This window comes from Massilia sp. (genome assembly GCF_046293535.1).
Taxonomy (GTDB): Bacteria; Pseudomonadota; Gammaproteobacteria; order Burkholderiales; family Burkholderiaceae_D; genus Telluria.
On sequence record NZ_JBKBOV010000011.1, the window covers coordinates 112,862 to 126,784 of the forward strand.

At 67.6% G+C, this 13,923-nt stretch carries 10 protein-coding genes; 4 read left to right on the forward strand and 6 right to left on the reverse strand.

All coding sequences use genetic code 11. The features are described 5' to 3' along the window. Positions 1-3: 3 nt before the first annotated feature. The 5 genes from ACK4S9_RS08925 to ACK4S9_RS08945 all read right to left on the reverse strand — a co-directional run bounded on the left by ACK4S9_RS08925 (position 4) and on the right by ACK4S9_RS08945 (position 6,854). The gene (locus tag ACK4S9_RS08925) at positions 4-894 is read right to left on the reverse strand and encodes an SMP-30/gluconolactonase/LRE family protein (RefSeq protein ID WP_409724380.1); all 891 of its coding nucleotides are present in this window, start codon (positions 892-894) and stop codon (positions 4-6) included. Further along, on the reverse strand, positions 891-1,682 hold the full coding sequence (locus ACK4S9_RS08930; protein WP_409724383.1) for an SDR family NAD(P)-dependent oxidoreductase: 792 nt from the start codon (positions 1,680-1,682) through the stop codon (positions 891-893). Before ACK4S9_RS08930 ends, ACK4S9_RS08925 begins: the two co-directional genes overlap by 4 nt. A gap of 24 nt (positions 1,683-1,706) precedes the next feature. Next, the gene (locus tag ACK4S9_RS08935) at positions 1,707-2,906 is read right to left on the reverse strand and encodes a fumarylacetoacetate hydrolase family protein (protein ID WP_409724386.1); all 1,200 of its coding nucleotides are present in this window, start codon (positions 2,904-2,906) and stop codon (positions 1,707-1,709) included. Between the two features lie 16 nt (positions 2,907-2,922). Beyond that, positions 2,923-5,340, reverse strand: coding sequence for a glycoside hydrolase family 3 N-terminal domain-containing protein (locus ACK4S9_RS08940; protein WP_409724389.1), 2,418 nt, complete (start codon positions 5,338-5,340; stop codon positions 2,923-2,925). 365 nt (positions 5,341-5,705) lie between these two features. Further along, positions 5,706-6,854, reverse strand: coding sequence for a LacI family DNA-binding transcriptional regulator (locus ACK4S9_RS08945; RefSeq protein ID WP_409724391.1), 1,149 nt, complete (start codon positions 6,852-6,854; stop codon positions 5,706-5,708). A 189-nt stretch (positions 6,855-7,043) separates the two neighbouring features. Here ACK4S9_RS08945 and ACK4S9_RS08950 point away from each other — a divergent pair, with 189 nt between their 5' ends. Then, positions 7,044-8,186, forward strand: coding sequence for an endo-1,4-beta-xylanase (locus ACK4S9_RS08950; RefSeq protein WP_409724394.1), 1,143 nt, complete (start codon positions 7,044-7,046; stop codon positions 8,184-8,186). A 61-nt stretch (positions 8,187-8,247) separates the two neighbouring features. Here the strand turns inward: ACK4S9_RS08950 and ACK4S9_RS08955 are convergent, their stop codons facing one another. Next, the gene (locus ACK4S9_RS08955; RefSeq protein ID WP_409724397.1) at positions 8,248-9,261 is read right to left on the reverse strand and encodes a LacI family DNA-binding transcriptional regulator; all 1,014 of its coding nucleotides are present in this window, start codon (positions 9,259-9,261) and stop codon (positions 8,248-8,250) included. A gap of 207 nt (positions 9,262-9,468) precedes the next feature. Between ACK4S9_RS08955 and ACK4S9_RS08960 the strand changes: the two genes are divergently transcribed. From ACK4S9_RS08960 to ACK4S9_RS08970, 3 genes are read left to right on the forward strand one after another with little or no spacing between them, the layout of a single operon-like run. Next, on the forward strand, positions 9,469-10,803 hold the full coding sequence (locus ACK4S9_RS08960; protein WP_409724400.1) for a GH1 family beta-glucosidase: 1,335 nt from the start codon (positions 9,469-9,471) through the stop codon (positions 10,801-10,803). 39 nt (positions 10,804-10,842) lie between these two features. After that, positions 10,843-11,883 carry a glucokinase gene (locus ACK4S9_RS08965; RefSeq protein WP_409724403.1) on the forward strand — a complete coding sequence of 347 codons (1,041 nt, stop codon included), beginning with the start codon at positions 10,843-10,845 and terminating at the stop codon, positions 11,881-11,883. Further along, the gene (locus ACK4S9_RS08970; protein WP_409724406.1) at positions 11,870-13,231 is read left to right on the forward strand and encodes an MFS transporter; all 1,362 of its coding nucleotides are present in this window, start codon (positions 11,870-11,872) and stop codon (positions 13,229-13,231) included. Before ACK4S9_RS08965 ends, ACK4S9_RS08970 begins: the two co-directional genes overlap by 14 nt. Positions 13,232-13,923 lie beyond the last annotated feature (692 nt).

The window sequence follows — 13,923 nt, forward strand, 5'->3', positions numbered from 1 at the left end:
TTCTCAGTCCTTCAGGCGCAGCAGTTGCTGCGGCAGTCCCGGCGTCTCCACGCGGAAGCTGAACAGGCCGCCCGCCAGTGGCTGCGCCGCCAGTTCGTCCTTCGACAAGCCCTTGCGCGCCGTGGTGGCGTAGACCGTGCGCAGGTCCGGCCCGCCGAAGGCCAGCTTGGTGACGTTGGCGCAAGGGAAGCGCACTTCGCCGAGCTTGTTGCCAGCCGCGTCGAAGCGGTCGATGCGCCAGCCGCCAAAGGTCGCGATCCACACGCAGCCTTCCACATCCACGGCCATCCCGTCCGGATAGCCGCCGTCCGTCAGCGTCACGAACAGGCGCTTGTTCGACAGGCCGCCGTCCGCCGCCCGGTCGAAGGCGTAGGTGCGCTTGTCCAGGGTGTCGGTGTGGTACAGGGTGCGCCCGTCGGGGCTGAGCGCTGGACCGTTGGTGATGATGTAGCCGTCGTCCTTGCGTTCGGCGGCGCTGCCGTCGAAGCGGTAGAGCGCGCCGCTGGGCCGCTCTTCCGCGTCGTCCATCGACCCGAACCACAGGGCGCCATCCGCATCGACGTGGCCGTCGTTGAAGCGGTTGCCCGGCTGGTCGGCTTCGACCGCGAGCAAGGGTTGGAAGGCGCCACTGTTTTCATTGAAGCGATACAGGCCGTCGTCCAGCGAGCAGACCATGCCGCCGCTTGACGCGCGGACGATGAAGCTGACCTGGCCCGGCGCTTCCCAGCTGCGCTGGTTGGCGCCGTCGCCGTCGCAGCGGTGCACGCGGCGCCCCTTGATGTCGACGAACCAGACCTGCCTGCTGCCTGCGTCCCACAGGACGCCCTCGCCCAGCGTCGCCCCGACCTGCCACAGGCAGGACGGGCTGCTTGCGATGTCGTTGCGGCCGCTCATGCGCCGTACCAGCCCGCGTCGACGAAGTATTCGCGGCCGCTGCAGTGGCGCGCGTTGCTCGAGGCCAGGAACAGCGCCAGCGCCGCGACGTCCTCCATCTCGACGCGCTCGGGCATGCACTGGCCGGCCAGGATGCGCGCCTCTTCTTCCTCGGTATGCCACAGCGCCTGCTGGCGCGGCGTGCGCACCGCGCCCGGCACCACGGTGTTGGCGCGGATGCCGTACTTGCCGACCTCGCGCGCCAGCGCGCGGGTCATGCCCTCGATGCCGGCCTTGGCCGTCATGTACAAGTGCAGCTGGGTGTGCGGCAGGTGCCAGGAGATCGAGCCGAAATTCAGGATCACGCCGTCGCGCCGCGCCTTCATGCCCGGCAGGACGGCCTGGGTGCAGAAGAACTTGTGGCGCAAGTTCACGTTCATGCGGCTGTCCCAGTATTCCGGGGTGACGTCCTCGATCTCGTGGCGGTCGTCGTTGGCCGCGTTGTTGAGCAGGATGTCGACGCCCCCCAGCTGCTCTTCGATGGCGGCGAAGACGGCCTTGAGCTGGTCCAGGTCGGTCAGGTCGCAGCGCATGAACCTGGGCGGGTATTGGGCGTCGGCCAGGCGGCCCTCGAGCTCGCGCGAGGCTTCCTCGGCGATGTCGAGGAAGACCACGCGCGCGCCCTGGCGGGCAAAGGCCGCGGTCAGCTCGCTGCCGATGCCGCTGCCGCCGCCGGTGACGACCACGCGCTTGCCCGCCAGGTCGGCGTAGGACGCGTAGGCGAATGTTTGTTTCTTATTGTCAGACATGAAGTTCTCGTTTGCAGGTGCAGCCTAGTGGGCGCCGGCGGCGGCCAGCAGGCCGCGCCGCGCCAGGTTGTTGTAGAGGGCCCGTACGCCGAAGGTCCAGGGTTCGATGCCGTCGCTGCGCTGGACCGTGTTGACCAGGGTGCCGAGCGAAGGCGTGGAGATGCTGACGCGGTCGCCCAGGTGGTGGGTGAAGCCCTTGCCCGGCGCGTCGCGGTCCTTGATCGGCGAGAACATCGTGCCCAGGAAGAGCATGAAGCCGTCCGGGTACTGGTGGTGGGCGCCCCAGGTCTGGCCGACCAGGTCGAGCGGGTCGCGGCTGATCTCGCGCATGCGGCTGCGGCCTTCCAGCGTGAAGCCGTCGTCCAGGCCTTCGATCAGCATGCCCACTTCGGCTTCGCGCAGGGCGTCCAGCGAGAAGGCGCCATCGAACAGGCGGATGAAGGGCCCGATCGCGCAGGAGCCGTTGTTGTCCTTGGCCTTGCCCAGCAGCAGAGCGCTGCGCCCCTCGATGTCGCGCAGGTTGACGTCGTTGCCGAGCGCGCCGCCCACCACCTGTCCACGGCTGTTCACCGCCAGCACGATTTCCGGTTCCGGGTTGTTCCAGTGCGAAGCCGGGTGCAGGCCGACCGCGGCCCCGTGGCCGACCGCCGACATCGGCTGCGACTTGGTGAACACTTCGGCGTAGGGCCCGATGCCCACTTCCATGTACTGCGACCACAGGCCGCGCCCGGCCAGCTCCTCTTTCAGGCGCAGGGCCGCCTCGGAGCCGGGTTCGATCTGGGACAGGTTGGTCCCGATCGAGGCCTGCAACTGGGCGCGCAGTTCGCCGGCGCGGCCGGGATCGCCCTTGGCCTGCTCTTCGATCACGCGTTCCAGCAGGCTGACCGCGAAGGTCACGCCGCAGGCCTTGATCGCCTGCAGGTCGCAGGGCGCGAGCAGCTTGACGCTGCCGTCAAGGCTGCCGCGCGCCGCCGACCGCACCAGCGCCAGCGCATCGCCCAGGTCTTCGCCTTCGGCGCCGCGCACGATCGCCAGCATGTCGTCGCGCTCGAACAGTTCGGCCACCGTGGCGGCGTGCCGGGTGATGTCGACCAGGCGCCCGCGGCGCACCGCCACGACGGCGGGACCGGCGACCGGGCAGTCGGCCGAGGCTGCGCGCCAGACGCGCCCGACCATCAAGGCCTGGTCCAGGTCGGCGGGCAACAGATTGGTTTCTTGTGTCATGATCGTTCTCTTTTCCTTATGCCACGGTGAGGGTCGCCTTCTTGAGGTCCACGCTGTTCGGTCCCACGAAGATGCTGAACGTGCCCGGCTCGACGACGCGCTTCATCTCGGTATTGAAGAAGCGCAGGTCGCTCGGCTGGATGTCGAATTCCACGGTGCTGCTGGCGCCCGGCTCGAGCGTGACGCGCCGGAAGCCCTTCAGCTCCAGCAGCGGCCGGGTCACCGAGCTGACGTCGTCGCGGATGTAGAGCTGCACGACTTCGTCGCCGCGCAGCTTGCCCACGTTGCGCACCTCCACCTGGACCCGGGTGCTGCCGTTCACCCCGATGCGCGCCTGGCTCAGGCGCGGTGGGGAGATCTCGAAGCGGGTATAGGACAAGCCGTAGCCGAACGGGAACAAGGGCGTCGTGACCCCGTCGATGTAGCCGCGCCGGGTGCTCGGCTTGCGGTTGTAGTACATCGGCAGCTGGCCCGGGTCGCGCGCGATCGTCACCGGCAGCTTGCCGCCCGGGTTGGCGCGGCCGAACAGCAGGTCGGCCACGGCATGGCCGGTTTCCTGGCCCAGGTACCAGCATTCGAGCAGCGCATCGGCGCGTTCGGCCAGCAGCTTGGCCGAGAGCGGGCGGCCGTTGAGCAGCACCACCACGGTCGGCTTGCCCAGTGCGAAGATGGCGCGCGCCAGGTCGTTCTGCTGGCCCAGCAGGTCCAGCGTGATGCGGTCGCCCAGGTGGTTGTCGGCCCAGGCTTCGCGCGCGGTCATTTCGTTGTCGCCCAGGACCATGACGATGGTGTCGGCCTGCCTGGCCGCTTCCACCGCGTCGGCGATCAGGCGGGCATTGACTTCCGGCCGGGTGAACTCGATCTCGTCCTTGCCCCAGATGCGCTGCTCGGTCAGGCGCACGCCCTCGCGGTAGGCGAACGAGAAGCCCTGGCTGCGCGCTTCCTGCTCCAGCGCCTCGTGGATCGATACCACGTGGCGCGGAATGTCCGAGTAGCCGCCGATCGGGGTGTCCTTCGCGTGGGTGCCGAGCAGCAGCAGCTTGCCGACCCGGTTCGGCTGCAGCGGCAGCAGGCCCACGCCTTGATCGTCCACCTTGTTCTTGAGCAGCACCGCGCTGCGGCGCGCCGCTTCGCGCGCCAGCGCGATCGCATCCGGGGTGGCGGTCAGGGCATCGGCCTGGGCGGGATCGACATAGGGGTTCTCGAACAGGCCGGCGTCGAACTTCAGCTTCAGGATACGGCGCACCGCGGCGTCGATCTCCTTGACCGAAATGCGGTTCTCGCGCACCAGCTCGGCCAGGCTCAGGTAGCCCAGAGGGTCGGGGGTCTCGACGTCGACGCCGGCCTTGACGGCGCGCAGCGCCGCCTCCTTGGCGTTGGCCGCCAGGCTGTGCCGCGTGACCAGTTCGTTCACGCCCATGTAGTCCGAGACGATGGCGCCCTGGAAGCCCCATTCCTTGCGCAGCACGTCGGTCAGCAGCCAGCGGCTGGCGTGCGATGGCAGGCCGTCGATCTCGTTATACGAGGGCATCACGGCCGCGATCTTCGTCTCCTTGACGATCTTTTCGAAAGGCGGGAAGAAATCCTCGCGCAGGGTGCGCTCGCCGACATGGGCCGGCCCGATGTTGGTGCCGTTCTCGGGCTGGCCGTGCCCGGTCATGTGCTTGAGGGTGGCATGCACCTTGTCGGCGGCCAGCGGCAGGGTCTCGCCCGAGAAGCCGATCACCGCGGCCTTGCCCATCACGCCGCACAGGTGGGGGTCTTCGCCGTAGGTTTCCTCGATGCGGCCCCAGCGCGGGTCGCGGGCGATGTCGACCACCGGCGCCAGCGCCAGGTTGGCGCCGCGTGCACGCATCTCGCGCGCCGCGACCGAAAACACCCGCGTCACCAGCTCCGGGTCGAAGCTCGAGGCCAGGCCGATCGCCTGCGGGAAGCAAGTGGACTCGCGCGCCGTGTAGCCATGCAGCGCTTCCTCGTGCATCAGGACCGGAATGCCCAGGCGGGTGCGCTCCAGCGCCCACTTCTGCACCGCGTTCACGTACTCGGCGGTTTCGCGCGGACCGCGGTTGGCGGTGGCGCCGGAATTGCCGGCCACGTTGGCGTCGCGCCCCAGCAGGCGGTCGGACGGGCGCGCCAGCATGCCCATGCCGTTCGGGTAGGCGGCCTGCGCCTTCTCGATCGAGAAGCTGCTGTCCGGGTTCTGCACGCCCGGCTTCTTCTGCCACAGGCATAGCATCTGCGCGATCTTTTCTTCCAGCGTCATGCGCCGCAACAGGTCGTCGACCCGCGCCTCGGTCGGGGCGCCGGCCCGCTTGTACAGCGGCGTACCCTGCCCGCCCTTGGCCGCGGCGGCAAGGGCCGGAACGCTGCCCAGGCCCGCGATACCGGCCACGCTGCCCACCGAGGCCAGGAATTCCCTGCGTTTGATACCCATTGATCTCGTCTCCACTGCTTGTTGTTGTGTCCCGCTCGTGGACGGCGGGTGGCTGCCTGGCGCGCGGCGCCGTCATACGCTTTCAAACATTCGTATAACAGAAATGTTACCGCAACCATTCCAGTCTAAACGGCGGCATTATCGGCTGTCAATCAAATACTTGGAGAATATGAAGAACCTATCCCAGCAGGGAATGACGAGGCGGGGCGCAGGGCCGTGGAGATGGGGCGGCGAGATGCCGGACCAGCGCGCCGGGGCGGCGCGCATGGTGTCGAGCGACCGGACGTGGAAGTGGAAAACGCCGGCGCCCGGACGGCGCGGCGTGCGCAAGGGGATCAACCCGGGACAGGCCCCGGGCCGCGCTGTTAGCGGGCGGCCTGGCCGCGGCGTGCGCCCGCGGGCGCCGCCTTGGCGCCGGCCTTGACCGAGGGCAGCCGCGCCGGCGGGCGGATGCGTGGGGCGGCGTCGGACTGGCGCCGCACCAGCTCGAACTCCATCGGCACCCGTTCCGGCAGCGCCTCCTCGCCTTCGCGCAACCCGCGCACGCGCCGCACCAGCGATTGCACCGCCTGGCGCGCCATCTCGGCGATCGGCTGGCGCACGGTGGTCAGTTCGGGCCAGATGGTGGTGGCCAGGGCCGAGTCGTCGAAGCCGGTGACGGTCAGGTCGCCCGGCACGTCCAGGCCCAGGCGGTGGGCCACGGCGACGGCGGCCGCCGCCATGTCGTCGTTGCTGGCGAAGATCGCGGTCGGGCGCTCCTCGAGGGCCAGCAAGTGTTCCGCCGCATCCAGCCCGGAGCGGTAGGTGAACATGCCCTGCACCACCAGTTCGTCGGACTTGTCGGCGCCCTTCTCTTCGATGGCCGCGCGGTAGCCCGCCAGCCGGCGTCCACTGGCGGTCTGGTTCGGATGGCCGACGATGAAGCCGATGCGCTGGTGGCCGAGGGCGATCAGGTGGCGCGTCATCTGGTAGGCGGCGTCGTAGTCGTCGATGCTGACGGCGCCCACGCGCTCGTCCGGCGAGCCGCAGGCGACCACCACGGCAGGGATGTCGGCCTCGGCCACGCAAGCGATCACGGCCTCGCTGTCGCACAGCGGCGGCGGCAGGATGATGCCGTCCAGGCCGTTGCCGATCAGGCGCCGGGTCTGTTCTTCTTCGTGCTGCCCGGCCTCGCACTTCTCGACGAACAACTGGACGTTGTTCAGGCCGGACTGGCTGAGCAGGCCGACCAGGAATTCGCTGAGGTAGGCGGCGCTCGGGTTGCTGTACAGGAACCCCACGCGGATCGGCTTGGAGCCCGCCAGGTTGCGCGCCTCCTGGTTCGGGGTGTAGTTGAGGGCCGCGACCGCCTCGGCGACCTTGCGCCGCGTGCTCTCGCGCACCAGGCCCTTGCCGTTCATCACGCGCGACACCGTCATCGGCGAGACCCCGGCCAGCTTGGCGACGTCGGCCATGGTCGGCTGACCGCGGCGCTCCACATCGTCCTGGATGGCTTTCACGTTGGCTTTACTCATGTTCTCGCGGACCCCTGTCTGGACTTGCAACCCTGTTGTTTGCGCTATCTTAGCACAATCGCAAAGAGGAAAGTGGCTCCCGCCCCATGTCACGGAAAATGCGGCGTTCGCTCCGAAATCGATTTCAATCCTTAAAAGATTGCGCTAACATTTCTGAAGCACAATCACAACACGGAGACACCAAACACCATGACGACACGACGCATCATGCTGCAGGCCCTGGCCGGCGCCGCCTTCCTGCCCACCAGCCTTCCCCTGCTGGCCGCCGCCCCTGCCGGCGAGGCATTGAAAGACATCGCGCGGCGCAAGGGCCTGCGCTTCGGCACCGCGGTGGGCGCCGGCCCCAAGCAGTTCGGCGACCCGGCCTACCGCGCCCTGGTTGAACGCGAATGCGACATCATCGTCGCCGAAAATGAAATGAAGTGGCAGGCGCTCGAGCCCAGCCGCGACGCCTATCGCTTCGGCCCGGCGGACGCGATGCTGGCCTGGGCCGACAAGAGCGGCATGGCGATGCGCGGCCACAACCTGTTCTGGCAGGCCGAGCGCTGGCTGCCGGCCTGGGTCGCGAAAGCGGACTTCGGCAAGGACAGCGCACGCGCCGAAGCGCTGATGCGCAAGCACGTCAAGACGGTGTGCGGGCATTTCGGCACCCGCATCAAGAGCTGGGACGTGGTCAACGAAGCGGTCGACCACACCGACGGCAAGATGCGCCAGAACGCCCTGACCCGCGCGTTTCCGGGGCCGGACGGCGCGATCGAACAGATCGACCTGGCCTTCCGCCTGGCCCACGAGTACGCACCGCACGCCCAACTGGTCTACAACGACTACATGCGCGAGGATTCCGGCAGCGCCAAGCATCGCGCCGGCGTGCTGAACATGCTGGCCGAGCTGAAACGGCGCGGCACCCCGGTGCACGCGCTCGGCCTGCAGGCCCACATCGGCTCCTGGGACGAGAGCAAGAAGCGCGGCCGCGAAGACATGCTGGAGTGGCGCCGCTTCCTGGACGAAGCCACGGCCATGGGCCTGGACCTGTTGATCACCGAGTTCGACGTCAACGACCGCGCGCTGCCCGCCGACATCGCCAAGCGCGACGCCGGGGTGGCCGCGGCCGCGCGCGAGTTCCTCGACGTGACCCTGTCCTATCCGCGCTTGAAAGACTTCCTGCTGTGGGGCATGGCCGACCATATCAGCTGGCTGCAGACCTGGGACGAGGCGCCGCGCAAGGACAAGCTGGCGCAGCGTCCCCTCCCCTACGACGCCCAGCTGCGCGCCAAGCCGCTGCGCCAGGCGATCGCCGACGCCATGCGCGCGATGCCGGACCGCCAGGCCTGAGCCGGCCCGGCCTCCCGACGCCCGTCATCCGGCGTAGGGTGGTCGGTTCCGGCATGCGTATCTACAGCGCGCGCACCGACTCGCGCACCACCAGGGTCGGTTCGGGCACTTCGAGTTCGAGCGCCTGCCCGCGGATCATGCGCAGGATTGCCCGGCCGAGGCGCTGGCCGACGTCGAACAGCGGCTGGCGCACCGTCGTCAGGGGCGGCGTCGTGTACATCGAACTGTGCAGGTCGTCGAAGCCGACCACGGACACCTGTTCCGGCACGGCGATCCCGCGCCGGAACAGGGCCAGCCGGGCGCCATAGGCGGTCAGGTCGTTGGCCGCGAAGATGGCCGTGAAGCGCTGGTTTGATGCGATCAGGCGCTCGACCGCCTGCAGCCCGCCGGACTCCGAGAAGTCGCCCGGCAGCACCAGCTTGCGCTGCGCCTTGATCCGGTGTTTCGCCAGCGTGTCGCGGTAGCCCGCCAGGCGCGCCAGCGCATCGCGGTGCTCCGGTGGGCCTGCGATGAAGGCGATGTCGCGGTGGCCGTGCTCCACCAGGTGCTCGACCGCGTCGCAGGCGCCGCGGTAGTTGTCCAGGCAAAAGCCATAGGCGCGCGGACCCTGCAGGTCGCGCCCGAAGGCGACGATCGGCACCTGGTTCGACAGCGCCAGGATCCGTTCGTCCTTCAGGTTCCCGCTCAGGATCACCAGGCCGTCGACCCGGCGCGCGATCAGCAGTTCGATCCGCTCCGCCTCCTCGTCCGCATGCCAGTGGCCGGACACGATCAGCGGCGCGTAGCCGGTGCCCTGCAGCGCTTCGTCGACGCCGGCCATCGCGTCGGCGAAGTAGCCGGAGGCCAGCGACTGGGTCAGGATGCCGATGGTGCGCGAGCTGCCGGTCTTGAGGTTCTGGGCCAGCACGTTCGGCTTGTAGTTCAGCCGTTCGATCGCCTGTTCGATCGCCTGGCGCTTGTCGTCGGAAACCTTGGCGGTGCCGTTCAGCAGGCGCGACACGGTGGCTGCCGACACCCCGGCCACGCGGGCGACTTCATGGACGGTGGCCGTCGGCCTGTCGGATGCTTTACTCATGCATGGAATGGGCCGCAACGACAGCTCGGCGCCGTGGCCTGGGTGGAAAATTGCCAGTATAGCAGCAGCAACTGCGCCACCGCCCGCCAAAATGTCGTTGACACCCGCTCCGGCGCACGCATATTATGAAATCGATTTCATAGAATGGTTCGAAGGCGGCGCAAGCACGCCGCCGCACCCCGCCGCCAACCACCACCTTCATCCGCCATGACCGACTCCATGCACTTCCCTCCCGACTTCACCTGGGGTGTCGCCACCAGCGCCTTCCAGATCGAAGGGGCCGCCGACCTCGACGGCAAGGGCCCTTCGATCTGGGATACCTTCTCGCGCCAGTCCGCCAACATCAAGGACGGCAGCAACGGCGACGTCGCCTGCGACCACTACCACCGCTACCGCGAGGACGTCGCCCTGATGGCCGGCCTGGGCGTGGACGCCTACCGCTTTTCGATGGCCTGGTCGCGCGTGCAACCCGACGGCAAGGGCGCATGGAACGAACAGGGATTCGATTTCTACGCGCGCCTGCTGGACGCGCTGGACGAGAAAGGCATCAGCGCGCACCTGACCCTGTACCATTGGGACCTGCCGCAGGGCCTGCAGGACGAAGGGGGCTGGCTGGCGCGCGACACCGCCTACCGCTTCGCCGACTACGCGGCAGAGGTGACCCGCCGCTTCGGCCACCGCCTGGCCAGCATCGCGACCCACAACGAGCCCTGGTGCACCGCCAACCTCGGCTACGGCAACGCCCAGTTCGCCCCCGGCGTGCGCGACGCGCGGCAGGCGATCCAGGTGTCGCACCACCTGCTGCTCTCGCACGGCCTGGCGATGCGCGCCATGCGCGCGCTGAAGCCACGCGCCAGGCTCGGCATCGTGCTGAACCAATGGACCTCGGATCCGGCAACCGCCAGCGAAGCCGACCACGCCCTGGCCGAACTCGAATGGGCACGGTCGGTGCAGTGGTTCATGGACCCGATCTTCAAGGGCCGCTATCCGGAACTGGCGCTGCGCGCGCATGGTGCCGATGCCCCGCAGGTGCTCGAGGGCGACCTCGAGATCATTCAGGGACCGCTCGACTTCCTGGGCGTGAACTACTATTTCCGCCACTACGCCAGCGCCGAGACGCCGCCACGCAGCGCGCCGGCGCTGCTGGGCACCACCGACATGGGCTGGGAGATCTACCCGCAGGGCCTGACCGAGTTGCTGGTGAAGCTCAAGGGCGAATATACTCTGCCGCCCATCTACATTACCGAGAACGGCATGGCTTCGCCCGACCGCCTCGAAGCCGGCCAGGTGAACGATTCGCTGCGGATCCGCTTCGTCGAGCAGCATCTCGCGGCCCTGAAGGAAGCGATGGACCTCGGGGTCGACGTGCGCGGCTACTTCATGTGGAGCCTGATGGACAACTTCGAGTGGAATTCGGGCTACGCCAAGCGCTTCGGGATCTACTACGTCGACTATGCGACCCAGCAGCGCATCCCGAAAGCCAGCGCGCACTGGTACCGCGACTTCGTCGCCGCCCAGCGCGGGCAGCGCCGGGCCGCATGAGCCCGGCACGCACATAAAAAAGCGACACGGAGGAGACACATGAGCGAAGAACAATACCGGGACGGACCGCGCCTGGTGGCCGACATCGGCGGCACCAACGCGCGCTTCGCCCTCGAGCGCGGCCCCGGATGGATCGAGGACGCCGACACACTGCCCTGCGCCGCCTACCCGCGCTTCCAGGACGCGGCGCGCACTTACCTGGCGCGCCATGCCGGCGCGGCCGGGCGCGTGCGCCATGCGGTGATCGCCATCGCCAATCCGGTCGAGGGCGACCACGTCAAGATGACCAACCACGCCTGGGAATTCTCGCTGCAGGCGGCGCGCGCCGAACTGGGACTGGACACCCTGCTGGCGGTAAACGATTTCGCCGCGCTGGCGATGGCGGTGCCGCAACTGGCTGCCTCCGACCTGGTGCAGGTGGGCGGCGGCGCGCCGGCGCTCGACGGCGTGATCGGCGTGGTCGGCCCGGGCACCGGCCTGGGCATGGCCGGATTGCTCCCCACGCACGGACGCTGGACCGTGCTGCAAAGCGAAGGCGGCCACGTGGCCTTTTCACCCGGCGACCGACGCGAGCAGGATATCCTGGCCTATTGCTGGCAGCGCTGGGAGCACGTCTCCGCCGAGCGCCTGGTCTCGGGCCCGGGGATCGCCTTGATCCACGACGCGCTGCGCGCGCGCGCCGGCCTCGCGCCCGCGCCGCTCGCGCCGGCCGCCATCGTCGAGCGCGCCCTGGCGGGCGGCGACCCGCTGTGCGCCGAGACCCTGGACGCGTTCTGCGCCATGCTCGGCACCGTGGCCGCCAACCTGGCCGTGACCCTGTGCGCGCGCGGCGGCATCTATATCGGCGGCGGCGTGGTGCCGCGCCTGGGCGAATGGTTCGCGCGCTCTCCTTTTCGCGCCCGCTTCGACAACAAGGGACGCTTCTCGCGCTTCGCGGCGCGCATTCCCTGCTTCGTGATCCACGCGCCCTACCCGGCCCTGGGCGGGGCGGCCGCCATGCTGGCGCAGCACCTGGACGCGCAGCGCCCGGCCACGAGCATGCCGCCGGCGGCGATGGAGGTGCGCCATGGCCACGCTTGAACGCAGCCGCCACCCATTGCTGTGGGTGCCGAGCGGCTACTTCACGATGGCGCTCGGCTATGTGATGCTCACCAGCGTCACCGCCATCATGTTCAAGAACCTTGGCATGGACAACGGCCGGGCGGCGCAGTATTCCAGCCTCCTGATCCTGGCCTACACCGTCAAGCCGCTGTTCGCGCCTTTCGTCGAGATGTACCGCACCAAGAAGTTCTTCGTGCTGTGCGCGCAGGCGGCGATCGGCCTGGGCTTCGCCGGCGTCGGCCTGGCGCTGGGACTGCCCGGCTACATGGGCATCCTGATGGCGCTGTTCTTTGCGCTCTCCTTCATCGGCGCCACCCAGGACATCGCCAGCGACGGCGTCTACGTCACCTCGCTCGACGCGCGCGCCCAGTCGCTGTATTGCGGCATCCAGAGCCTCTCCTGGAACATCGGCCCGATCGTCGCGGCGGGCGGCATGGTGTACCTCAGCGGCTACCTGCACAGCAACGTGTTCGGCCACGACCCCAAGGTGTTTGGGCCGGACTGGGTCGAGTCCTGGCGCATCATCTTCTTCCTGGTCGCCGCCATCACCCTATTGATGGCGCTGTGGCATGCGCGCGCGATGCCGGAAGGCGCGCGCGCCGCCGATACACCGTCGAGCGTACGCGACGCCGGCCGCATCCTGGTGGATGCCTTCGTCACCCTGTTCCAGAAGCGCGACATCTGGAAGATGATCGCCTTCGCCTTCCTGTTCCGGCTCAGCATCGGCTTCCTGGAGAAGATCGGCCCCTTCTTCATGGTCGATCCGGCGTCGAAAGGCGGGCTGGGACTGTCGAACGAGATGCTCGGCCTGATCTACGGCACCTACGGCCTGGCCGCGGTGCTGCTCGGCTCCCTGCTGGGCGGCTGGTACGTGGCGCGGCGCGGCCTGAAGTCGACCCTGTTCGTGCTGTGCTGTGCGGTGAACATCCCGAACGTGACCTTCCTCCTGATGAGCATCTACCTGCCGGACAGCCTGCTGGCCATCACGGCCGGCGTCGTCATCGAGAAGTTCTTCTTCGGCTTCGGCGCCGTGGGCTTCATGATCTACCTGATGCAGCAGCTGGCCCCGGGCAAGTACACCACCACCCACTACGCCTTCGGCACCGGCCTGATGGGACTGTGCGGCATGGTGACCGGCGTGGTGAGCGGCCATCTGCAGGAAATGATGGGCTACATCGGCTACTTCACCTTCGTGATGGTGGCGACCATCCCGTCCTTCCTGGCCACCTGGTTCGCGCCTTTCCATCATGACGATGGCAGCAAGCCTGCCGGGGTGGTAGACCAGGAAGGTGTGCCCCCGGCCGGTTCGCCCCACCCCGCCGCCTGAGCGTCGCAACGGCCGGGCCCGCGCGCCCGGCTGACTTTCTTCTTTCGGACAGCGCCGAATCACTTGGATACCCGAAGGTCCGGCTAATTGGCGTAATTCAAGGATGTTCCTCGCTCTCATACTTTGTGCAATCGATAATGAGGTCCGTAATCTTCTGGCATTTAGGTTTTAGGTTCACAGCATCTGGGTTGGCAAGAATAAATTTAGAAACAGACGGAATAGTATATGTCGTAGCGCCATAGCATCCCTTCTCACTGTCTTTTCCGCATGCGTATGTCACCGTTACCGAAACGTCCGATACATGATGATCATACGAAGTACTCGTTGACCTGAACGGGCTATCGGCCAACCAATTCTCGGTTCGAGCAATCAGCTTGCCATTGAGGTCTTTCACCAGGATCGTGGTGGTATGCGGAGACAGCGTGAAAAATCTGTTGTGCACATGTCTGGGGAAATGCCACTCGAGTCCAGAAACAATATCGTTTCTCTCAACGGCGAACTTGAAACCCAGAGACTTCATTTCCGCCCTTGTGGGTTCTCGATACTCTGGTGGCACAGATGCATGTGCACTTTATAGTGGATCCACCTTTTGAGACAGCGACCACGGGGTAGTTTAAGCTGTTGTCCGCGAAAGGATGACAGCAAATGGGTGAAGCAAAGAAACGCAAGGTGCACACGGCAGAATTCAAGGC

What these genes read in the sequence shown, in the direction of transcription:
- ACK4S9_RS08935 (WP_409724386.1), bottom strand. Translation starts at nt 2,906, where the DNA reads ATGACACAAGAAACCAATCTGTTGCCCGCCGACCTGGACCAGGCCTTG.
- ACK4S9_RS08950 (WP_409724394.1), top strand. Translation starts at nt 7,044, where the DNA reads ATGACGACACGACGCATCATGCTGCAGGCCCTGGCCGGCGCCGCCTTC.
- ACK4S9_RS08965 (WP_409724403.1), top strand. Translation starts at nt 10,843, where the DNA reads ATGAGCGAAGAACAATACCGGGACGGACCGCGCCTGGTGGCCGACATC.
- ACK4S9_RS08940 (WP_409724389.1), bottom strand. Translation starts at nt 5,340, where the DNA reads ATGGGTATCAAACGCAGGGAATTCCTGGCCTCGGTGGGCAGCGTGGCC.
- ACK4S9_RS08925 (WP_409724380.1), bottom strand. Translation starts at nt 894, where the DNA reads ATGAGCGGCCGCAACGACATCGCAAGCAGCCCGTCCTGCCTGTGGCAG.
- ACK4S9_RS08955 (WP_409724397.1), bottom strand. Translation starts at nt 9,261, where the DNA reads ATGAGTAAAGCATCCGACAGGCCGACGGCCACCGTCCATGAAGTCGCC.
- ACK4S9_RS08960 (WP_409724400.1), top strand. Translation starts at nt 9,469, where the DNA reads ATGACCGACTCCATGCACTTCCCTCCCGACTTCACCTGGGGTGTCGCC.
- ACK4S9_RS08970 (WP_409724406.1), top strand. Translation starts at nt 11,870, where the DNA reads ATGGCCACGCTTGAACGCAGCCGCCACCCATTGCTGTGGGTGCCGAGC.
- ACK4S9_RS08945 (WP_409724391.1), bottom strand. Translation starts at nt 6,854, where the DNA reads ATGAGTAAAGCCAACGTGAAAGCCATCCAGGACGATGTGGAGCGCCGC.
- ACK4S9_RS08930 (WP_409724383.1), bottom strand. Translation starts at nt 1,682, where the DNA reads ATGTCTGACAATAAGAAACAAACATTCGCCTACGCGTCCTACGCCGAC.